The organism is Pseudomonas sp. SG20056 (assembly GCF_031764535.1).
Classification (GTDB): Bacteria; Pseudomonadota; Gammaproteobacteria; order Pseudomonadales; family Pseudomonadaceae; genus Aquipseudomonas.
In genome coordinates this window covers 3990818-4008323 of the sequence record NZ_CP134499.1, presented here as the reverse complement: position 1 = coordinate 4008323, position 17506 = coordinate 3990818, and the positions used below count along the sequence as shown (strand labels likewise).

16 protein-coding genes are annotated in these 17506 nt (G+C 62.3%); 6 read left to right on the top strand and 10 right to left on the bottom strand.

Annotated elements, in window-relative coordinates; all coding sequences use genetic code 11:
* The first annotated feature begins 21 nt into the window (after positions 1-21).
* A complete protein-coding gene (locus RHP75_RS18965; RefSeq protein WP_311089563.1) occupies positions 22-447 on the top strand; it encodes a hypothetical protein in 426 nt (141 codons plus the stop codon).
* Here the strand turns inward: RHP75_RS18965 and RHP75_RS18960 are convergent.
* Positions 444-1409, bottom strand: coding sequence for an alpha/beta fold hydrolase (locus RHP75_RS18960; RefSeq protein ID WP_311089562.1), 966 nt, complete (start codon positions 1407-1409; stop codon positions 444-446). The two genes, RHP75_RS18965 and RHP75_RS18960, sit on opposite strands and share 4 nt — an antisense overlap.
* A 179-nt stretch (positions 1410-1588) precedes the next feature.
* On the opposite strand from RHP75_RS18960, the gene RHP75_RS18955 reads away from it, so the two are divergent.
* The 3 genes from RHP75_RS18955 to RHP75_RS18945 all read left to right on the top strand — a co-directional run bounded on the left by RHP75_RS18955 (position 1589) and on the right by RHP75_RS18945 (position 3787).
* Positions 1589-2044, top strand: a complete 456-nt coding sequence (locus tag RHP75_RS18955) for a hypothetical protein (RefSeq protein ID WP_311089561.1) — start codon at positions 1589-1591, stop codon at positions 2042-2044.
* Positions 2045-2075: 31 nt separating this feature from the next.
* On the top strand, positions 2076-3176 hold the full coding sequence (locus RHP75_RS18950) for a PQQ-dependent sugar dehydrogenase (protein ID WP_311089559.1): 1101 nt from the start codon (positions 2076-2078) through the stop codon (positions 3174-3176).
* Positions 3177-3268: 92 nt separating this feature from the next.
* Positions 3269-3787, top strand: coding sequence for a M48 family metallopeptidase (locus tag RHP75_RS18945; protein WP_311089557.1), 519 nt, complete (start codon positions 3269-3271; stop codon positions 3785-3787).
* Here the strand turns inward: RHP75_RS18945 and RHP75_RS18940 are convergent.
* The 4 genes from RHP75_RS18940 to yccS all read right to left on the bottom strand — a co-directional run bounded on the left by RHP75_RS18940 (position 3776) and on the right by yccS (position 8727).
* Positions 3776-4009, bottom strand: coding sequence for a DUF2789 domain-containing protein (locus RHP75_RS18940; RefSeq protein WP_311089556.1), 234 nt, complete (start codon positions 4007-4009; stop codon positions 3776-3778). The genes RHP75_RS18945 and RHP75_RS18940 overlap by 12 nt on opposite strands.
* Positions 4010-4045: 36 nt before the next feature.
* Positions 4046-4528, bottom strand: coding sequence for a GreA/GreB family elongation factor (locus RHP75_RS18935; protein WP_311089555.1), 483 nt, complete (start codon positions 4526-4528; stop codon positions 4046-4048).
* A 137-nt stretch (positions 4529-4665) separates the two neighbouring features.
* Positions 4666-6369, bottom strand: coding sequence for a diguanylate cyclase (locus tag RHP75_RS18930; RefSeq protein WP_311089554.1), 1704 nt, complete (start codon positions 6367-6369; stop codon positions 4666-4668).
* Between the two features lie 180 nt (positions 6370-6549).
* On the bottom strand, positions 6550-8727 hold the full coding sequence (gene yccS, locus RHP75_RS18925; RefSeq protein WP_311089553.1) for a YccS family putative transporter: 2178 nt from the start codon (positions 8725-8727) through the stop codon (positions 6550-6552).
* Positions 8728-8897: 170 nt separating this feature from the next.
* On the opposite strand from yccS, the gene RHP75_RS18920 reads away from it, so the two are divergent.
* Positions 8898-9674 (top strand): transporter substrate-binding domain-containing protein, encoded by a 777-nt coding sequence (locus RHP75_RS18920; RefSeq protein WP_311089552.1) that lies wholly within the window; start codon positions 8898-8900, stop codon positions 9672-9674.
* 4 nt (positions 9675-9678) lie between these two features.
* On the opposite strand, the gene RHP75_RS18915 is transcribed toward RHP75_RS18920, so the two are convergent.
* Together RHP75_RS18915 and RHP75_RS18910 are read right to left on the bottom strand one after the other, a co-directional pair.
* Positions 9679-10869 carry an NAD(P)/FAD-dependent oxidoreductase gene (locus tag RHP75_RS18915; RefSeq protein WP_409079678.1) on the bottom strand — a complete coding sequence of 397 codons (1191 nt, stop codon included), beginning with the start codon at positions 10867-10869 and terminating at the stop codon, positions 9679-9681.
* A 49-nt stretch (positions 10870-10918) separates the two neighbouring features.
* A complete protein-coding gene (locus tag RHP75_RS18910) occupies positions 10919-11485 on the bottom strand; it encodes a GNAT family N-acetyltransferase (RefSeq protein WP_311089551.1) in 567 nt (188 codons plus the stop codon).
* A gap of 138 nt (positions 11486-11623) precedes the next feature.
* Between RHP75_RS18910 and RHP75_RS18905 the strand changes: the two genes are divergently transcribed.
* Positions 11624-12361, top strand: a complete 738-nt coding sequence (locus RHP75_RS18905) for a transporter substrate-binding domain-containing protein (RefSeq protein ID WP_311089550.1) — start codon at positions 11624-11626, stop codon at positions 12359-12361.
* A 34-nt stretch (positions 12362-12395) separates the two neighbouring features.
* Here RHP75_RS18905 and RHP75_RS18900 read toward each other — a convergent pair whose 3' ends face one another.
* The 3 genes from RHP75_RS18900 to RHP75_RS18890 all read right to left on the bottom strand — a co-directional run bounded on the left by RHP75_RS18900 (position 12396) and on the right by RHP75_RS18890 (position 17353).
* On the bottom strand, positions 12396-13631 hold the full coding sequence (locus RHP75_RS18900; protein ID WP_311089548.1) for a diguanylate cyclase domain-containing protein: 1236 nt from the start codon (positions 13629-13631) through the stop codon (positions 12396-12398).
* A 62-nt stretch (positions 13632-13693) separates the two neighbouring features.
* On the bottom strand, positions 13694-15073 hold the full coding sequence (gene dbpA, locus RHP75_RS18895; RefSeq protein WP_311089547.1) for an ATP-dependent RNA helicase DbpA: 1380 nt from the start codon (positions 15071-15073) through the stop codon (positions 13694-13696).
* 60 nt (positions 15074-15133) lie between these two features.
* Positions 15134-17353: a primosomal protein N' gene (locus RHP75_RS18890; RefSeq protein ID WP_311089546.1), complete on the bottom strand. Its 2220-nt coding sequence runs from the start codon at positions 17351-17353 to the stop codon at positions 15134-15136.
* Positions 17354-17506 lie beyond the last annotated feature (153 nt).

The window sequence follows — 17506 nt, the reverse complement described above, 5'->3', positions numbered from 1 at the left end:
TTTGTTATCTGGAGGGCATAGATGTACAGATCGATCGGGCTGTTGCTGGCATTGGTTCTGTTGGCCGGCTGTGCGGCTCAGTCGCATGTGAGTGAGCCGATTGCTCCAGTGTTTGTGGCAAGCGATCCGCAGCGCTGTGATAGCCGCGCCGAGTGCACCACCAAGGTCTCGCGTACCCTGCTGTTTGTCTTCGACTATGCAGCGGCCGGTGCGCCGCTGGTGCAGCGCGATGGGCGCTTGCTGTTTACCCCGGCCGATGTGCCCGTCACTGATTGGCCGGCGCTTTATATCCGTCTGGCCGAAGCCGAGCAGAGCGCCTTTGCCTTCAATGCGCAGTGCCGGGTGCAGACCTGTCGCCTGACTGCCCCGCAGCTACTGCAGATCTACCGCAGTTACCTGGCGGACAAACCTTGTGCCTTCTCTGCGGCGGTGTGCCGTATCAACTAGCGCGGCGGCAGGTTGGAGAGAAACGCCAGAATCGCCGCCTGCACCCGAGGCGTGTCCTGCGGCGAGAGGATGTCGCCGGCCAGCACATGGTGTGACGGGTCCTGGGTGTACTTGAGGGCGATCAGCTGCTTGTGCGCTGAGCCAAAGCGAGCAAAAGCCGCTTCGATGGCCGGGGCGCTGACCACCTGATCGTCCTGCGAATAGAGTGTGAGAATCGGTGCGCTGATCTGCTCCAGCGGCTGCTCACGCACGTATTTCACCAGCGCCATCATCGGCAGCAGCGCCTGTACCGGGTAGCGGTGGCTCCAGTAGCGCGCCTGTTCGGCGTTGCGCGGTTGCCATTGATGTTCCGGGCCCAGCAGCAAGGGCACAAAGTGCGTCGCCCAGGGCCAGGTGAGCACGGTCGCGGCCGGGTCTTTGGGGGCAAAGTTCGGTGACACCATGATATAGGCCAGCACCTGCGGGTTATCGCCCTGCAGCGCCAGCCAAGTGGCCAGGGTGGCGCCGGTCGAGGTGCCGATCACCAGCACCTGTTTACCCAAACGTTGACCGATCTGCAGGGCCTCCTGGCTGTCCTGCAGCCAGTCGTGCACGCTGGCCTCGGCCATCGCGGCGCCGCTGCGGCCATGACCGCTCAGGCGGGTGTAGAACAGGTTGGCGCCCAGTTGCCGGGCCAGTTGATCGCTTAGCGGCGCGGTTTCCTGGCGAGTGGCCGAATAACCATGCAGGTAGATGATCGCCAGGTCGGTCTGGCGCTGGTCTGGATGTGCCCAGACGATAGTCTTTTCCGCGCCGGGCGTGATGTCCGGGTAAGGTGCTTCTGTCTCGGTCAGGTAGCGGTCGAGGTCGGCAGGCAGCTGGATCGCTGTCAGTTGGGTGTCGACGGGTGGCACGGGACCGAGGCTGAACGCCACGGCAAGCAGCGCGAGAATCAGCGCACAGAGGGGTAGGGGTTTTTTCATCGTGCGGTTCTTGTGTGGGTTGTTGTTGGCAGGATGGCTGCTGGCATTCTGCTACAGCAGCTGTAGCTGCGCCTATCGCCCATTTGTGGGCTTGGTAAAACCATGTAAAACACCGGCCACGTGCAGCGCGGCACGCTGGTCCATACTCGGGCCACCGTCGTCTCTGGATATCTGTCTGCATGCCAAGCAAATTGCGCACTCTGTTGTACTTCTTTCTGGCTGTGCTGCTGGCGAGTGTGATGGGCACTGTGCTGCAGACCCAGTTCAATCTGGCCAACCTGCAGGCGCTTGGCGCGCCCATGCCGCTTGGTGTGCGGGTGCAGACCACCTGCCTGGACCTGCTGGGCTTTAGCCCGACCTTCGCGGTGCTGGTTCTTCTCGGTTTTATCTTTGCCCTGCCGGTAGCAAGCTGGCTGGCGCGCCTCTGGCCAATGGGCCGCTGGTTGCTGTTTACCCTGGCCGGTGCGTTGGCGGTGCTGGCGGCGATGGCGCTGGCTAATGCATTGCTGCCGATGCCAACGCTGATTGGCGCCAACCGCACGCTTGCCGGCACCGTTGGGCTGATGGCCTGCGGCAGCTTGGGCGCGCTGTTATTTGCCGTGCTGGTGCGGCGCTCATCGTCAGCGCAATCCTGATTTATCCCTCTGCAAGCAAAAGGCCCGAATCATGCTGAATACGTCCCGCGCTCTGTTGTTGTCTGGTCTGCTTGGCAGCAGCTTGGCGCACGCCATGGATTACCGCATCGAAACCGTGACCGAAGGCCTGGAGCATCCCTGGTCGCTGGCCTTCCTGCCGGATGGTCGCATGCTGGTGACCGAGCGCGTCGGGCGCCTGCGCATCATCGAGGCGGACGGCAGCCTTAATCCGCAACCGGTTGGCGGCCTGCCCGAGGGGTTTGTCGCCGCCCAGGCCGGGCTGATGGAGGTGCTGCTTGACCCGGAGTTCGCCAGTAATCAGCAGCTGTATCTGAGCTATGCATACGGCACCACCCAGGCCAACAACACCCGCCTGAGCAAGGCACGGCTGGTCGATGGCCAATTGCAGGATGTGCAGGTGCTGTTTACTGCGCAGCCGGCCAAGTCCGGTGCCGCGCATTACGGTGGGCGCATGGCCTGGCTACCGGACAACAGCCTGGTGCTGACCCTGGGGGACGGTTTTGATTGGCGCGAGCAAGCCCAGGACCCGAGCAACCACCTCGGCAAGATCGTGCGCCTCAACCGTGATGGCAGTATTCCCAAGGACAACCCGCTGGTGGGCCAGGCCGGCGCGGCGGCGGAGATCTATAGCCTGGGCCATCGCAACGTGCAGGGCATCGTTTATGACAACCAGTTGCAGCGCCTGTACAGCCACGAGCACGGCCCACGCGGTGGCGATGAGCTGAACCTGATCGAGCCCGGCAACAACTATGGCTGGCCGCTAATCACCTTCGGTGTGGATTACACCGGTGCGCAGATTTCACCCTACACCGAGCTGCCCGGCCTGCAGCAACCCTTGTTGCAATGGACGCCATCGGTAGCGCCGTCGAGCCTGACCCAGTACCGCGGCGCACTGTTCCCCGAGTGGCAGGGTGATCTGTTTGCATCGACCCTTGCTGAACGCAGCGTGCGCCGCATTCGTCTGCAGGATGGCAAGTTGGCCGGTGAAGAAATACTGTTCGAGGAACTCGAGGAGCGTATTCGCGACGTGCGCGCCGGCCCGGATGGCGCGCTGTACCTGCTTACCGATAGTGCTGATGGTCGGCTGCTGCGGGTGCTGCCGAGTCAGTAACCGCGCCGCCGAATGGCGCTATGAAAGCCGCACCCCGTTGTGTGCGGCTTGCGGCATAATCCACTGCCTTATCGTGCCCACGCCATTCGACCATGACCCCGCTCAAATACCTGCAAGGCTACCCGGTTCAGCTGCAAGACAAGATTCGCCAGCTGATTGCCGAACAGCGCCTGGGCGATTACCTGGCGCGGTCTTATAGCGGCAAGCACACGATTCAGAGTGACAAGGCGTTATACGCCTATATCCAGGGGCTCAAGCAGGAGCATTTGCGCAATGCCCCGGCCATCGACAAGGTGCTCTACGACAATCGCCTCGATCTGACCCACCGTGCTCTCGGTTTGCACACGGCAATTTCGCGGGTGCAGGGCGGCAAGCTCAAGGCGAAGAAGGAAATTCGCGTGGCCTCATTGTTCCGCGAGGCCGCGCCGGAGTTTTTGCAGATGATCGTGGTGCATGAGCTGGCGCACCTGAAAGAGGCTGAGCACAACAAGGCCTTCTACAAGCTCTGCGAATACATGCTGCCCGGCTATCACCAGCTGGAGTTCGATTTGCGGGTATACCTGACCTGGCGGGAACTGCCAGGAACAGCAGGCGTATTGTCAGCCCCGTAGCAGCAGGTTGAGCTGATCCACCACCTCGGCCCATTCAGCGTCGGCTAAAAACTGTTGGCGCAGAAAGTCGGCCTGGGCTGGGTCCCAGAACGGCGCATCGGCCAGGCGGCAGTCTTTCGGCAAGGGTGAGTGGCGCTTGATAAAGAGGTCGATGCTGATCGGATCATGTTCAAGACCCAGTTGTTGAAACAGGGTTTCGAGCTCTTGGACGTTGGCTTGCATAGCGGTCTCCCTTTAACGCTATCGGCTGATAGCCCTTCAGTCGACCGACAGAATCTCCAACAGTTGCATACCACTGGCCACGTGCAGGGTCACTTCGTCGCCAACGGTCTTGCCCAGCAGTATCTGTCCGAGGGGCGCTTGCGGGCCAATCACCTGCACGGCCTGGCCATCCTGCAGCAGTTTCATCGCCGCGCCGTCCGGGCCTAGGAATAGGCATTGGCGGCGATCTTCATCGTCGCTCAACTCAATCAGTGCGCCGAGCTGGATGCCCAGTAGTGGGTCAAAAGCGCGTAACACCAGCTGCTTCCAGTTGGCCAGGGTCTGACGAATGGCTGCGGCGCGACGGGTCTGCCCGGTGGCCAGATAGGACGCCTCCAGGCCGAGGGTGTCGTATTTGTTTTCGGCGATATTTTCTTCATGGGTCGCCGCTTCATAGGCGGTTAGCGCCGCCTGCTGGGCCTGCAGCAGGTCATCTTCGAGGCGGGTGATTACCTGTTTCAGCAGTTCGGTCTTGTTCATGGCGGGCACTTTCAGAGCAGGCGTGCAGGGTAGCGGAAAAGCATTGGGGCGGGCAGCTACAGGTGAGCTCCTTCAAGGTCGTGCGGGTGCTGCATTAGGTAGCTGACATGCTGGCGCTGAATGCCTTTAGCGTGGCCTCAGCCAAACTGGGTGCGGTTACGGCCTGCCGCTTTGGCTTGATACATCGCCGCGTCGGCCCGGCGAATCAGGGTTGTGGTGTCGTCTCCGTCATGGCTCATGGCAATGCCGATACTGGCCGCGACATGCACGGTGTGTCCTTCGAGGGTCATCGGCTGATTCAGGCGGTCGAGCAAGCGTTCGGCAAGCTGCTGGACGGCCTCGGCTGACTGCACACTTTCGCAGACCATCACGAATTCATCGCCACCCAAACGTGCCGCCAAATCACTCTCGCGCATTTGCAGGTTGAGGCGCTGGGCGACTTCCGCCAGTACCAGGTCACCAAAGCCGTGACCATATAGGTCGTTGATGGGTTTGAAACCGTCCAGATCAATCAGCATCACGGCCAGTAGCTCTTGGCGGCGCTGGTTGCGGCTTAGTGCATGGGTCAGGTGCTGCTGCAGTGCCGTACGGTTGGCAAGGCCCGTTAGTGGGTCGCGCATGGCTTGCTCGCTAAGGCGCTGGTTGGCCTCCTCAAGTGCCTGGGTACGCTCGGCCACCCGCTGTTCGAGTACCCGTTCGCTGTTTTGCAGCGCAGCCTCTCGCTGCCGCTTCAGCTCATTGAAACGCGCTGCAAGGGCGAAAGACAGCAGGATCATTTCCAGGCTTGAGCCAATTTGCATGGAATAGAGCGTCAGAAAATTCGATGGGATGATGGCGAAGTTACGCAGTGCCAGCAGCACTGCGCCGGTCAGCAACATCATCCAGGCTAGGGCAAATAAACGGGCACCTGGCACACGGTAGCCGACGCAGACGAAGCTGGTGAGCAGGAGCATGACCGTGACCGTCAGCCCGGTCAGCGACATGGTCTGTAAGGCGCGCTGTACTGGCAACAGCAAGGTGGCCAGAACGGCCAGGGCAGTCGCGAAGCAGAGCACGACCAGTACACGATCCCAGCGTGGTAGCCACTGACGTGTGTCGAGGAAGCTGCGGGCAAATATCGCCGAGAAGAGGGCTGCCAATGTCAGGCTGACGGGCAGCATGCGGTTGCTCCAAGGCGCTGCCTGCGGCCAAAGGTATTGCGCGCCGAGACCGTTGAGCGACAGTACGCTGAGGGCAAAGGCGCACATAAACAGCACATAGTTGAGAAAGGGACGCTCGCGTAGCGCGAGAAATAGCAGAAGGTTGTAAAGGCCCAGGGCAATCAGTACGCCGCAGTAGGTGGCATGCACCATGTAGCCGCGTTGGCTGTGCTGCTCGAAGTCGCTGAGCGACATCAGCCTGCCGCTCAGCGTCATGCTGCCAGCCGATTCGACGCGCAGGTACAGGGTTCGGTGTTCGCCAGGCTGTAGGGGTATGTCGAACACCGGCGTACGGTGGCCGACGCTGCGCTGTGAGTAGGGAACGGTATCGCCAGCGCGTGACGTGCGTATACCGTCTGATCCGACATCGTACAGGCGCACTTCATCCAGCGAGGGGTAGTCCAGCTCTACGCGCCAGGTACGCGCTTGCAGGGTGTGTGAACGCAGCTGCAGGCGCAGCCAGACCGGCCCGCGGGTGTAGCCGAAGCTGAGATCCTTGCGATGACGAAAGTCGGCGTCGACCTGCCGTATATCTTTCAGGGTCAGTGTGCCGCCGGGGTCCGCCAGGTAATCGGCCAGATCATTGAGGTTCTGCGCGGGTGTGTGGTCGTCGAGGCGTATTTCAGCCTGGCTCAGGGGCATTACCAGCAGCAGGCAGAGCGCTAGAACCAGGCTGCTTAGGCTGATAGGTAGCGATCGATTAGCGGTGTTCCTGGCGGTGAGCATAGAGCGACCAGAGTGGTATGCGTGCGCTGGCATACTGGCAGAAAGCCTGCTCTATGCGCTAGCCAATAGTGGCTGGCTGCGCCGTATAGCCTGGGGTTAAGCCTCAGGTTGGCGTTTTTGCAGGTGTGAGGCCAGGGTGCGCAGTGGTCCGAGCTGGCGGCAGATCAGCGCCAGTTGGGTTTGCACCAGACGTTGCGGGTCATCCAGGTAGTCGCTGAGCTGTTCCAGTGCCGCAGCCAGCTGCTCTTCGGCGTCACTGTGGATGGCCACCGGGCGTTCGTCGTCGAGGCAGCTGGCAATCTCGTCCAGGCTGGCGGCCAACTGGCTGGCACTGGCCAGCAGCGGGTTGTCGCTGCCGCTCAGGCTGGTTTCACCGCGGTGCGCGCCAAGGCCCGAGAGGTAACTCAAGAGGGTGTGCGAGAGCACCAGAAAGCGGAAGCCGATATCTGCTTCCTTACGAAAATGCCCCGGTTCCATCAGCATATTGCCCAGAGTGGTCGACAGTGTGGCGTCGGCGTTATGTGCATTGCGCCGGGCCAGGCGGTAGGCCAGGTCGTCACGTTTGCCGCTGGCGTATTGGGCGATGATCTGCTGCAAGTAGCGGCTGTTGCAGCTCAGGGTGCTGGCGAGCAGGCGATTCAGGCGACGGCCCTGCCAGTCCGGCAGGATCAGCAATACGGCCAGGCCGGCGATCAGGCTGCCGAGCAAGGTATCGACCAGGCGTGGAATAAACAGCCCGTAGCCATCGCCGACCTGGTTGAAGCAGAACAGCACCAGCAGGGTGATGGCGGCGGTGGCCAAGGTGTAGCGGCTGCTGCGCAGGGCAAAGAACACCACCCCGGCGACCACCGCGAACAGCGCTTGCACCAGTGGATTGGGGAACAGGTCGAACAGCGCCCAGCCGAGCAGCAGGCCGAGCACCGTGCCGCTGATCCGCTGCACCAGCTTGAGCCGGGTCGCGCCGTAGTTCGGCTGGCAGACAAACAGCGTGGTCAGCAGAATCCAGTAGCCCTGGGTCGGGTGAATCCAGTGCAGCACGCCGTAGCCGGCCGCCAGTGCCAGTGACAGGCGCAGGGCATGGCGAAACAGTAGCGAAGTCGGCGTCAGCTGCAGGCGCAGGCGTTCCCAGACATCCTTGAGTGACTGCGGCTCGCGGTCGAGCAGGCTGCTGTCCTGCTGCTCCGCCATGGCGTCGGGGTTGCTGGCGTTGCCCAGCAGCGCATCCAGGCTGCGCAGGTTGCCAGCCAGGGCACCGAGCGAGCGCAATAGATGACGCCAGGCCGGGTTGCTCTGCACGCGCAGGTGTTCGAGGGAGTCGTGCAGGTCGTCCAGCGCCTGGCGGCATAGCTCGCGGTACTCGAACGGCTGGCGCAGCTCGATGGCCTGGGCCAGGCGCTGACAGGCTTCGCCATGCAGGCGCAGCAGGCGCTGGCAGCGAAACAGCACATCGCTGTGAAAGAACGCTTCGGCCAGTTCGTTGTACGGGTAATGCGAGGAACTGGCGCGTTCGTGGATGTCCTGGGCGAGAAAGTACAGTTTCAGGTAGCGGCTGACTTTCGGTCCCGGCCGGCCATTGCCTACCCGGTGCAGGATGATTTCCTTGGCCGCATTCAGCGCGGCCACTACGCGACCGTTCTGTTTGGCCAGGGCCAGGCGGCGTTCTTCCACATCCAGCTGACGCAGCGGTTCGAACAGTGCGGCCTTGAGCTTGAGGTACTGGCCCAGCTCGCGAAACAGCCGCGCCAGGCTGTGCTGCACCGGCTGGTTGGCAAACAGGGCATTCCACAGCACCGACAGCAGGCCGTACCAGGCTGCGCCCGCCACCAGCAGCAGCGGCTCCTGCCAGAGGCCCGCTGCGCCGCCGCGCTGCTCCACGCCGATCATGCTGTACACCGCGAGAATCAGCGTGGCTGCGCCGAGGGTGGCATAGCGTTCGCCCAGTGCGCCGAGCATGGTCAGGGCAAAGCTCGACAGCGCCAGGGCGCAGACGAACAGCCAGGGGTAAGGAAAGAGGAATTCCACCGCATAGGCCGCCACGCTGAAACAGCCAAGGGTGACCAGCAGTGCCACTAGGCGGCCCTGCCAGCTGTCGTCGGTTTCCGCCAGGGCGCTGGCGATGACGCCGAGAAACAACGGAATCAGCGCATGCATCCAGCCCTGCGACCAGCACAGCAGCAGCGCCCCGCTGAGGGCGATAAACACCCGCAGGCTGTAGCTGAATTTGTCCTGGGCCCAGAGGCGACGAAACGAGTGGCGCAGCGCAGTGGACGGCATGGCCCGACCTTGATCAACCGTAACGGGTAGCAGCCTAACGGAGTCTGTGCCGACTTGGCAGCGGCAGCGGTGCTTCGGCTGATTAAAATGTGGCGCTGATCGGCTGGTTGATGTGAATCACTGCGGCCGGGCTACGCTGAAACTATCCACTCATTCGCGAGGCATCTGCCGTGTTGTACACCTGTGTGCGTGGATTGCTCGCGTTGCTGCTGGCCAGCCTGTCGTGTGTGAGCCTGCAGGCCGAGCCGCTGCGCCTGTACACCGAAGAATATCCACCGATCAACTTCAGCGAAGACGGCAAACCGGCGGGGCTGGCCACCGAAGTGGTGCAAGTGATCATGCAGCGCACCGGACAGAGCGCGCCGATCAGCGTGGTGCCCTGGGCGCGGGGCTATCAGCAGGCCCTGACACGTCCCAATACCGGATTGTTCGTGACCATGCGTACCCGTGAGCGCGAGGCGTTGTTCAAGTGGGTCGGCCCGATTACCCGCAGCGTCGCCAGCTTCTATGCCCTGCGCAGTTCGTTTCTCTCGATCAAGAGTCTGGATGAGGCGCGTGAGTACGGAGAGATTGCCGTGCCACGTGATTGGTATAGCCATCAGCGTTTGCAGGCGCTGGGCTTTACTAACCTGACGCCAGTCACCGGGCCTGCGCAGGTGGTGCGCATGCTCAAGCTCGGGCGGGTCAAGCTGATGGTGCTGGACAACCTTACGATCAGCACGCTACTGGCGCAGGGTGATATCCAGATGAATGAGGTACAGCTGCTCTTCGAGTTTGTGTATAGCGACAGCTATATTGCCTTCTCGCACGATACCGACGACGCCTTGATTGCCCGCTGGCAGCGCGAGCTGGATGGCATGAAAAACGATGGCAGTTTTGCTGCGATCCACCAGAAATGGCTACCGGGCGAGCCCTTGCCACCGCTGGTGCCGGGGCCTGAGCTCTGACGTTTCAGGCGTATTGCGCTGCCGCGTAGCCGGACGCCCAGGCCCACTGGAAGTTGAAGCCGCCCAGATGCCCCGTCACATCCAGCACCTCGCCGACAAAATACAGCCCAGGCGATTTCAGCGACTCCATGGTTTTCGATGACACTTCGCGGGTATCCACGCCGCCCAACGTGACCTCGGCGGTGCGGTAGCCCTCGGTGCCAGCCGGCACCAGTTGCCAGTCACCAAGCTGCGCGGCAATCGCCCTGAGTTCGGCGTGGGTGTACTGCTTCATCGGTTTGGAGGCGAACCAGTTGTCCGCCAGCAGGCCGGCCATCTTCTTGGTAAACAGCTCGGCGAGCAGGGTTTTCAGCTCGCTGTTCGGGCGTTCGCGTTGCTGCTGCTCCAGCCACTCGGGCAGGTCGATATGTGGCAGCAGGTTGATGCTGATAGCCGCACCCGGTTGCCAGAACGAGGAAATCTGCAGAATCGCCGGGCCACTGAGGCCACGGTGGGTGAACAGGATATTTTCCTTGAAGCTTTGGCCGTTGCAGCTCACCACACAGTCTTCCACCGACGTGCCCGACAGCTCGCTGCACAGCGCCTTGAGTTGCGGGTCGGTGATGGTAAATGGCACCAGGCCGGCGCGGGTCGGCAGCAGGGTGTGGCCGAACTGCTTGGCCACCTGATAGCCAAAGCCGCTGGCGCCGAGAGTCGGAATCGACAGGCCGCCGGTGGCGATCACCAGTGACTCGCAGCGCACCAGGCCGGCACTGGTCTGCAGCTGGTAGCCGCTGTCCAGCTTGCTGATCTCACTGACCGAGGTGTCCAGGCGCAGCTCGACGCCGGCCTCATCGCACTCGCTCAGCAACAGGCCGAGGATGTCGCTGGCCTTGTTGTCGCAGAATAGCTGGCCGAGTTTCTTCTCGTGGTAGGGCACGCCGTGCTTGGCCACCAGGCCGATAAAGTCCCACTGGGTGTAGCGGGCCAGGGCGGATTTGCAGAAGTGCGGGTTTTCCGAGAGAAAGTTGCTCGGTTCACAGTACATATTGGTGAAATTGCAGCGCCCGCCACCGGACATCAGGATCTTCTTGCCGGCTTTGTTGGCGTGATCCAGCAGCAGCACTTGGCGTCCGCGCGCAGCGGCCGTCAATGCACACATAAGCCCGGCGGCACCGGCTCCGATAATCACGACCTGGGGTGTAAGCACAGCCATTTCCTCAACCTGCGACACGCGCCAAGGCTGGCGCAAAACAGCGCGCATCTTAACTGCAAGTTGTCGGCTGCGCTTGCGAGCGGGACGTGAGGTCGTAGGTCATGACCTGCATGCCGATTTCGAACAGGTCAGTGCTGAATGGGATTTCGCCACAGGCATGGAAACCGAAGCGTGAGTAGAAGGCTTGTGCCGCGTGATTGCTCTTTAGGACATCCAGCCACAGCATCTGTTGTTGCTGTGTTGATGCACGCTCACAGATAACGCTCAGTAACTGCATGCCATAACCTTTGCCAGTCGCGGACTTGAGCAGGTAAATCTTCTGCAGTTCTGCGCCCGCTGCGTTATGCAGCGGCATGCGGCTGTTCCAGTTGAGTTTGGCAAAGCCCTGAGTGTTGCCGGCCATGTCCTTGGCCAGCAGCCATAGATGCTGGTCTGGCGCCGCGAGCGAGCGGGTCAGGCTCTCGCGTGAGAAGTCGTCGGAAAGAAAGTGCCGCATTCCCGCGTGTGTCCAGATTTCACTGAAATGTTCGCGGTAGGTATCGCAGCCAATGCGCTGCAAGGTCTCTAGATCAGCATGCGTGGCATCGAGAATGCGCAGGGGGTGTTGTGACGCCATGCGGCGGAACTCCTGTTTGCCGTGCTGGGTTGTTGTCTGCACAGAATAGCTTTCGGCGTGTTTGCGACTATTAGGGCGCTGTTAAAAAATGCTGTGGCAGCTAGGATTAGGGCTCTGCTTTCTCTGGAATCGCCGGTGATGAATGGACTGCGTGCCTGCCTGCTGTCGTGGGTGCTGTTGGCGCCTCTGTGTGGCCATGCTGCAGAGACCTTGCGGTTGGTGGCGGACCCTTGGCCGCCATTCAATGACCAGACGCTGCTAAACAACGGGGTGGCCTCTGATCTGGTGACCACCGCACTGACTCGCGCCGGCTACACCACCAGTTACGCTCAAGTGCCGTGGGAGCGCGCGGTGCGGGGGTTGCAGCAGGAAATCTACGATGTGCTGATCAACGCCTGGTACACCGATGAACGGGCGGTCTTTGGCCATTACTCGCAGCCTTACCTGATCAACCGCATCCGTTTTCTGCAGCGCAAGGGTAGTCAGATCAATTTCCGCCAGCTGCCGGATTTGTACCCCTACAGCATTGCCGTGGTGCGTGGTTATGCCTATTCCAGTGAGTTTGACCAGGACAACCGGCTGACCAAGGTCGGTGTGGTCGGCTTTGAAGTGGGCGCGCGCATGCTGCAGGCGCGGCGGGTGCAGCTGACTCTGGAGGATGAACTAGTGGCGCGTTTTCACCTGAGTCGCAGCCTGGCCGGGATTCGCGACCAGTTGGAGTTTTTGCCGCAACCCTTGAGCGAGAACGGCCTGCATATTCTGGTCAGCCGCAAACATCCGCAGCATCAGCAGATTGCCGATGCTTTCAACAAGGCGATTGAGGAAATGCGCGCTGATGGCAGCTATGCGCAGATCTTTCAGCGTCACGGGCTCTAGGACCTAATGCTGCACCGCCAGCAGACCGCATGAACTACTGCCAGCAATTACGCCCGCGGCCCTGATTCTTGGCCTGATACAAGCGCAGGTCGGCCTGGTGCAGCAGGCTTTCCAGGTCATCGGGGGCGCCATAGTAGATACCGGCGCTGAACGACAGCGGCGGTGCACCGATGGCGTACTTCAAGGTGGCGCAATGGCTGCGTAGCTGGTCGAGGGTGTCGCTGAGGGTCGCAGCATCCTGCTGGCTGACCATGGCGAATTCTTCACCGCCCAGACGCCCGAGCAGTGCATCGGGGAATACCGCAGAAAACGCGCGGGAGAAGGCGATTAGTGCTGCATCGCCACTGGCGTGGCCGTGTTCGTCGTTGATCCGTTTGAAGAAGTCCAGATCGAGCATCGCCACGCTGAGGTCGCGTCCGCCGGAGCGGGCTTGCTGGAACAGCTGCTGGCCGTGCTCATAGAAGGCGCGGCGATTGTTCAAACCGGTCAGGGCATCAAACTGTGCGGCCTGCTTGAGGGCGCGCAGCAGGTCGCGGCGTTCCAGGGTCGACATCACTCGGCAGTTGAGCTCTTCCGGGCAGAAGGGTTTGCGCAGAAAGTCGTCGGCGCCGTGCTTGATAAATTTGGCGCTGAGCGAGCCCTTGGTGTCGGCGGACAGACCGAGAATGATCAGCTCGTGGCGTTTCATTTTCTGCCGCAGCAGTTTGACCAGGTCGAAACCGCTCAACCCCGGCATGCTGTGGTCGACCACCAGCAGGTCGATATCCGGCTGTTCCTTGAGGATGCGCAGGGCTTCGTCGCCGTCGCAGGCTTCGAGAATCTGGTAGCGATGCGGCGTCAGTACATGGCGGATGTAATGGCGGGTGGCTTCGGAGTCCTCGGCGATGAGGATCTTCACCTCGCTGTTGCTTTCCAGGCGGTGCAGCAGGCGGAAGGCGTACTCGTAGGAGTGCTGGCTTTCCTTGAGCACGTAATCGACCACGCCCTTGAGCAGCATCTGATCGCGGCGCTGCTCGTTGTAGGTGCCGCTGAGCACGATGCAGGGCAGGTGATAGCTCATCACCACGTCGACAATCTCACCGTCCGGGGCGTCCGGCAGGTTGAGGTCGACGATGGCGGCGAAGAACAGCTCGGCCGAGGTTTCCAGCATCACCTGGGCTTCGCCCATGGAAGCGCAGAAGATCGGCTGAAAGCCGGCCTCCTTGCGAAACAGATGTTCGAGAATTTTCAGCACCAGTGGGCTGTCTTCGATCACCAGAATATTGCGCAAGGGGGGCTACTCCTCTGTCGCTGGCCGCTTCACTGCAGCCGTCTATTTAGCTTATGCGGCAACTATAGGGTACGAATACGCAGCGAGCGGCCCTTGATTTTGCCTTCACTAAGGCACTTGAGTGCCTGCATGGCCACACTGCGCTCGACTGCCACGTAAGCCTGGAAGTCGAAGATCGCGATCTTGCCGACCTGCGCGCCAGGGATGCCTGCGGCACCCGTCAGGGCGCCGAGAATATCGCCGGGGCGCAGTTTATCTTTGCGTCCAGCACCGATGCACAGAGTAATCATCGGCGGTTGCAGCGGCGCGCCGCCCTGGTGTTTCAGGCTGCTCAGCGGATGCCAGTTGAGCGGCGCCCTTTGCAGGGTTTCGATGGCCTGGGCACGATGGCCTTCGGCTGGCGCGACCAGGCTCATGGCCAGGCCCTTTTCGCCGGCGCGACCGGTACGGCCGACGCGGTGAATATGAATTTCCGAGTCACGCGCCAGTTCGACGTTGATCACCATGTCCAGCGCATCGATATCCAGGCCGCGTGCGGCCACATCGGTGGCTACCAATACCGACAGGCTGCGGTTGGCAAACATTGCCAGCACCTGATCACGGTCGCGTTGTTCCAGGTCACCATGCAGTGCGGCGGCCGAGATGCCTTTGGCGGTCAGGTGGTCGACCACGTCCTGGCACTGCTGCTTGGTAAAGCAGAAGGCCACGCAGGACTGCGGACGGAAGCTGTTGAGCAGCTTGACCACCGCGTCCATGCGCTCTTCCGGGGCGATCTCGTAGAAGCGCTGCTCGATCTGCGTATCGTCGTGCAGGGCGTCGGCTTTGACTTGCTGTGGGTCGCGCATAAACGCCGCAGACAATTGCTTGATCCCGGCCGGGTAGGTGGCGGAGAACAGCAGGGTCTGCCGACGGCTAGGGGTCTGCCCGATGATATCGGCGATGCTGTCGTAGAATCCCATGTCGAGCATGCGGTCGGCTTCGTCGAGTACCAGGGTATTCAGGCCGTCGAGCTTCAGGGTGCCCTTGCTCAGGTGCTGCTGGATGCGCCCCGGGGTGCCGACGATGATCTGCGCACCGTGTTCCAGCGAGCCGATCTGCGGGCCGAACGGCACGCCACCGCACAGGGTGAGAATCTTGATGTTATCGGCGGAACGGGCCAGGCGGCGCAGTTCCTTGGCTACCTGATCGGCCAACTCGCGGGTCGGGCACAGTACCAGCGCCTGGCAGCCAAAGTAGCGCGGATTGAGCGGGTTGAGCAGGCCGATGCCGAAGGCGGCGGTCTTGCCGCTGCCGGTCTTGGCCTGGGCGATCAGGTCCATGCCCTTGAGCATGACAGGCAGGCTCTGCGCCTGAATCGGCGTCATCTCGGCGTAACCGAGCGACTCGAGGTTGGCCAGCATGGCGGCGGAAAGCGGCAGAGAAGAGAAAGCGGTTTGAGTCACGGTGCAGGCCTGCTAAACGAAATGGCGTGCAGTGTAACAGGCTGCGCACGGTGGCCTGGCTTAGAACAGATCGATGGGGTCGACGTCTAACGACCAGCGCACCGCGCGGCCGCTGGGCATCTGTTCCAGGGCGTGCATCCAGATATTGAGCAGGCGGTGCAGCGGCGCGCGGGCGTTGGCCTGCACCAGCAACTGCGCGCGGTAGCGGCCGGCGCGGCGCTCCATCGGCGCGGGTACCGGGCCAAGCAGTTCGATGCCGCTGAGCTTCAGTTCATTCAACAACAGCTCAGCTTCAGTGCAGGCATCGTCGAGAAAGCCTTCGGCCTGGCCGGGTTTGTGCGCTTCGGCGCGCAGCAGCGCGAGGTGGCAGAACGGCGGTAGGCCAGCGCTGCGCCGTTCGCTGAGGGCCTGTTCGGCGAAGGCGAAATAGCCCTGCTCGGTCAGCTGCACCAATAAAGGGTGGTCGGCCAGGTGGCTCTGGATAATCACCTTGCCCGGCTCTTCAGCCCGCCCGGCGCGGCCGGCGACCTGCACGATCAGCTGGGCCATGCGCTCGCTGGCGCGAAAATCCGCCGAGAACAGCCCGCCATCGGCATCGAGAATCGCCACCAGGGTCACGCGCGGGAAGTGGTGACCCTTGGCGAGCATCTGCGTGCCGACCAGGATGCACGGCTCACCGCGCTGCACGGTGTTGAACAAGGTGGTCATGGCCTCCTTGCGCGAGGTGCTGTCGCGGTCGACGCGCAACACCGGCACACCGGGGAAGAGAATCTCCAGGCGTTCTTCGGCGCGTTCGGTGCCGGCACCGACCGGGCGCAGGTCGACGTTGTTGCACTTCGGGCAGTTGCTCGGCTGGCGCTCGACGTGTCCGCAATGGTGGCAACGCAGCTCGCGTGAGCGCTGGTGCACGGTCATGCGTGCGTCGCAGCGCGGGCATTCCGACAGCCAACCGCAGTCGTGACAGAGCAGGGTAGGGGCGAAGCCGCGGCGGTTGAGGAACACCAGCACCTGCTGGCCGGCCTGCAAAGTCTGGGCGATGGCCTGCTGCATGGGCCCGGAGATGCCGGAATCCAGCGGTCGGCTTTTCACATCCAGGCGCAGAAAACGCGGCTGCTTGGCCCCGCCGGCGCGTTCACGCAGGTGCAGCAGCGCATAGCGGCCGTTGTGGGCGTTGTGCAGGCTTTCCAGCGAGGGCGTGGCCGAGCCCAGCACAATCGGGATGTTCTCCTGATGCGCACGTACCACCGCCAGGTCGCGGGCGTGGTAACGCAGACCTTCCTGCTGTTTATAGGAGGCGTCGTGCTCCTCGTCGATGATGATCAGCCCCGGTCGCTGCATGGGGGTGAACAACGCCGAACGGGTACCGATGATGATGTCCGCCTCGCCATCGCGCGCCGCCAGCCAGGCGTCCAGGCGCTCGCGGTCATTCACCGCCGAGTGCAGCAGGGCAATGCGCGCGTTGAAGCGCTGCTCGAAACGCGCCAGGGTCTGTGGGCCTAGGTTGATCTCGGGGATCAGCACCAGGGCCTGCTTGCCGGCCTCCAGGGTTTCGCGGATCAGTTGCAGGTAGACCTCGGTCTTGCCGCTGCCGGTGACTCCGGCGAGAAGAAAGGCGTTGAAGCTGGCGAAACCTGAGCGAATCGCCTCGCTGGCCGCGCGCTGCTCAGCATTCAGCGGCAGTTCCGGCTGCGCCAACCAGTTGGCGTGGCGCTCGCTCGGCGCATGACGGCGCACGTCAATTTGTACCAGGCCCTTTTCCAGCAGCAGGTCGAGGCTGTCCTTGTTCAGCTGTAGTTTGCTCAGCAGTGCATGGGCAACGCCGTGAGGGTGCTGGGCCAGGGTTTTCAGGGCATCGCGCTGACGCGGTGCGCGGCTCAGGCGTGGGTCGTCCAACTGCGCGCCGGCGGTGACCGACCAGAAGCGCTGCTGGCGTACTTCCGCCGGCTCGCCCTGGCGCAGCAGTACCGGCAGCGCCCAGCTCAGCGTGTCGCCCAGGCTGTGCTGGTAATACTGCGCGGTCCACAGGCACAGCTTGAACAGTGCGGGCGGCAGTGGCGACTGGGCATCCAGTAATTGCAGGGCGGGTTTGAGCTTGTCGGCCGGCACGTCGCTGTGTTCGGTCACTTCGATCAGAATGCCGATCATCTCGCGTCGACCAAACGGCACGCGCAGCCGCGCACCAGGCTGCAAGGCGCTGCGCGGCACACCGGGCGGGGCGCGGTAGTCGAACAGGCGGCGCAGCGGCGAGGGCAAGGCGAGGCGCAGAATCACGTCGGGCACGCAGAGGCTCCAGTGGCAAGGCCGCGATCTTAGCACGCAGGCAAGCGACGGCCGGCCTTGCGTCGCGGCGGTGCTCTGGTATTATCGCCGGCCTATTTCCGTGCGGTACCTGACAATAGTGTCTGGTGGCGGCACGACAGCCCTGAGGAATCA

What these genes read in the sequence shown, in the direction of transcription:
- RHP75_RS18905 (WP_311089550.1), top strand. Translation starts at nt 11,624, where the DNA reads ATGAATGGACTGCGTGCCTGCCTGCTGTCGTGGGTGCTGTTGGCGCCT.
- RHP75_RS18930 (WP_311089554.1), bottom strand. Translation starts at nt 6,369, where the DNA reads ATGCCCCTGAGCCAGGCTGAAATACGCCTCGACGACCACACACCCGCG.
- RHP75_RS18935 (WP_311089555.1), bottom strand. Translation starts at nt 4,528, where the DNA reads ATGAACAAGACCGAACTGCTGAAACAGGTAATCACCCGCCTCGAAGAT.
- RHP75_RS18910 (WP_311089551.1), bottom strand. Translation starts at nt 11,485, where the DNA reads ATGGCGTCACAACACCCCCTGCGCATTCTCGATGCCACGCATGCTGAT.
- RHP75_RS18945 (WP_311089557.1), top strand. Translation starts at nt 3,269, where the DNA reads ATGACCCCGCTCAAATACCTGCAAGGCTACCCGGTTCAGCTGCAAGAC.
- yccS (WP_311089553.1), bottom strand. Translation starts at nt 8,727, where the DNA reads ATGCCGTCCACTGCGCTGCGCCACTCGTTTCGTCGCCTCTGGGCCCAG.
- RHP75_RS18955 (WP_311089561.1), top strand. Translation starts at nt 1,589, where the DNA reads ATGCCAAGCAAATTGCGCACTCTGTTGTACTTCTTTCTGGCTGTGCTG.
- RHP75_RS18960 (WP_311089562.1), bottom strand. Translation starts at nt 1,409, where the DNA reads ATGAAAAAACCCCTACCCCTCTGTGCGCTGATTCTCGCGCTGCTTGCC.
- RHP75_RS18950 (WP_311089559.1), top strand. Translation starts at nt 2,076, where the DNA reads ATGCTGAATACGTCCCGCGCTCTGTTGTTGTCTGGTCTGCTTGGCAGC.
- RHP75_RS18915 (WP_409079678.1), bottom strand. Translation starts at nt 10,869, where the DNA reads ATGGCTGTGCTTACACCCCAGGTCGTGATTATCGGAGCCGGTGCCGCC.
- RHP75_RS18965 (WP_311089563.1), top strand. Translation starts at nt 22, where the DNA reads ATGTACAGATCGATCGGGCTGTTGCTGGCATTGGTTCTGTTGGCCGGC.
- RHP75_RS18940 (WP_311089556.1), bottom strand. Translation starts at nt 4,009, where the DNA reads ATGCAAGCCAACGTCCAAGAGCTCGAAACCCTGTTTCAACAACTGGGT.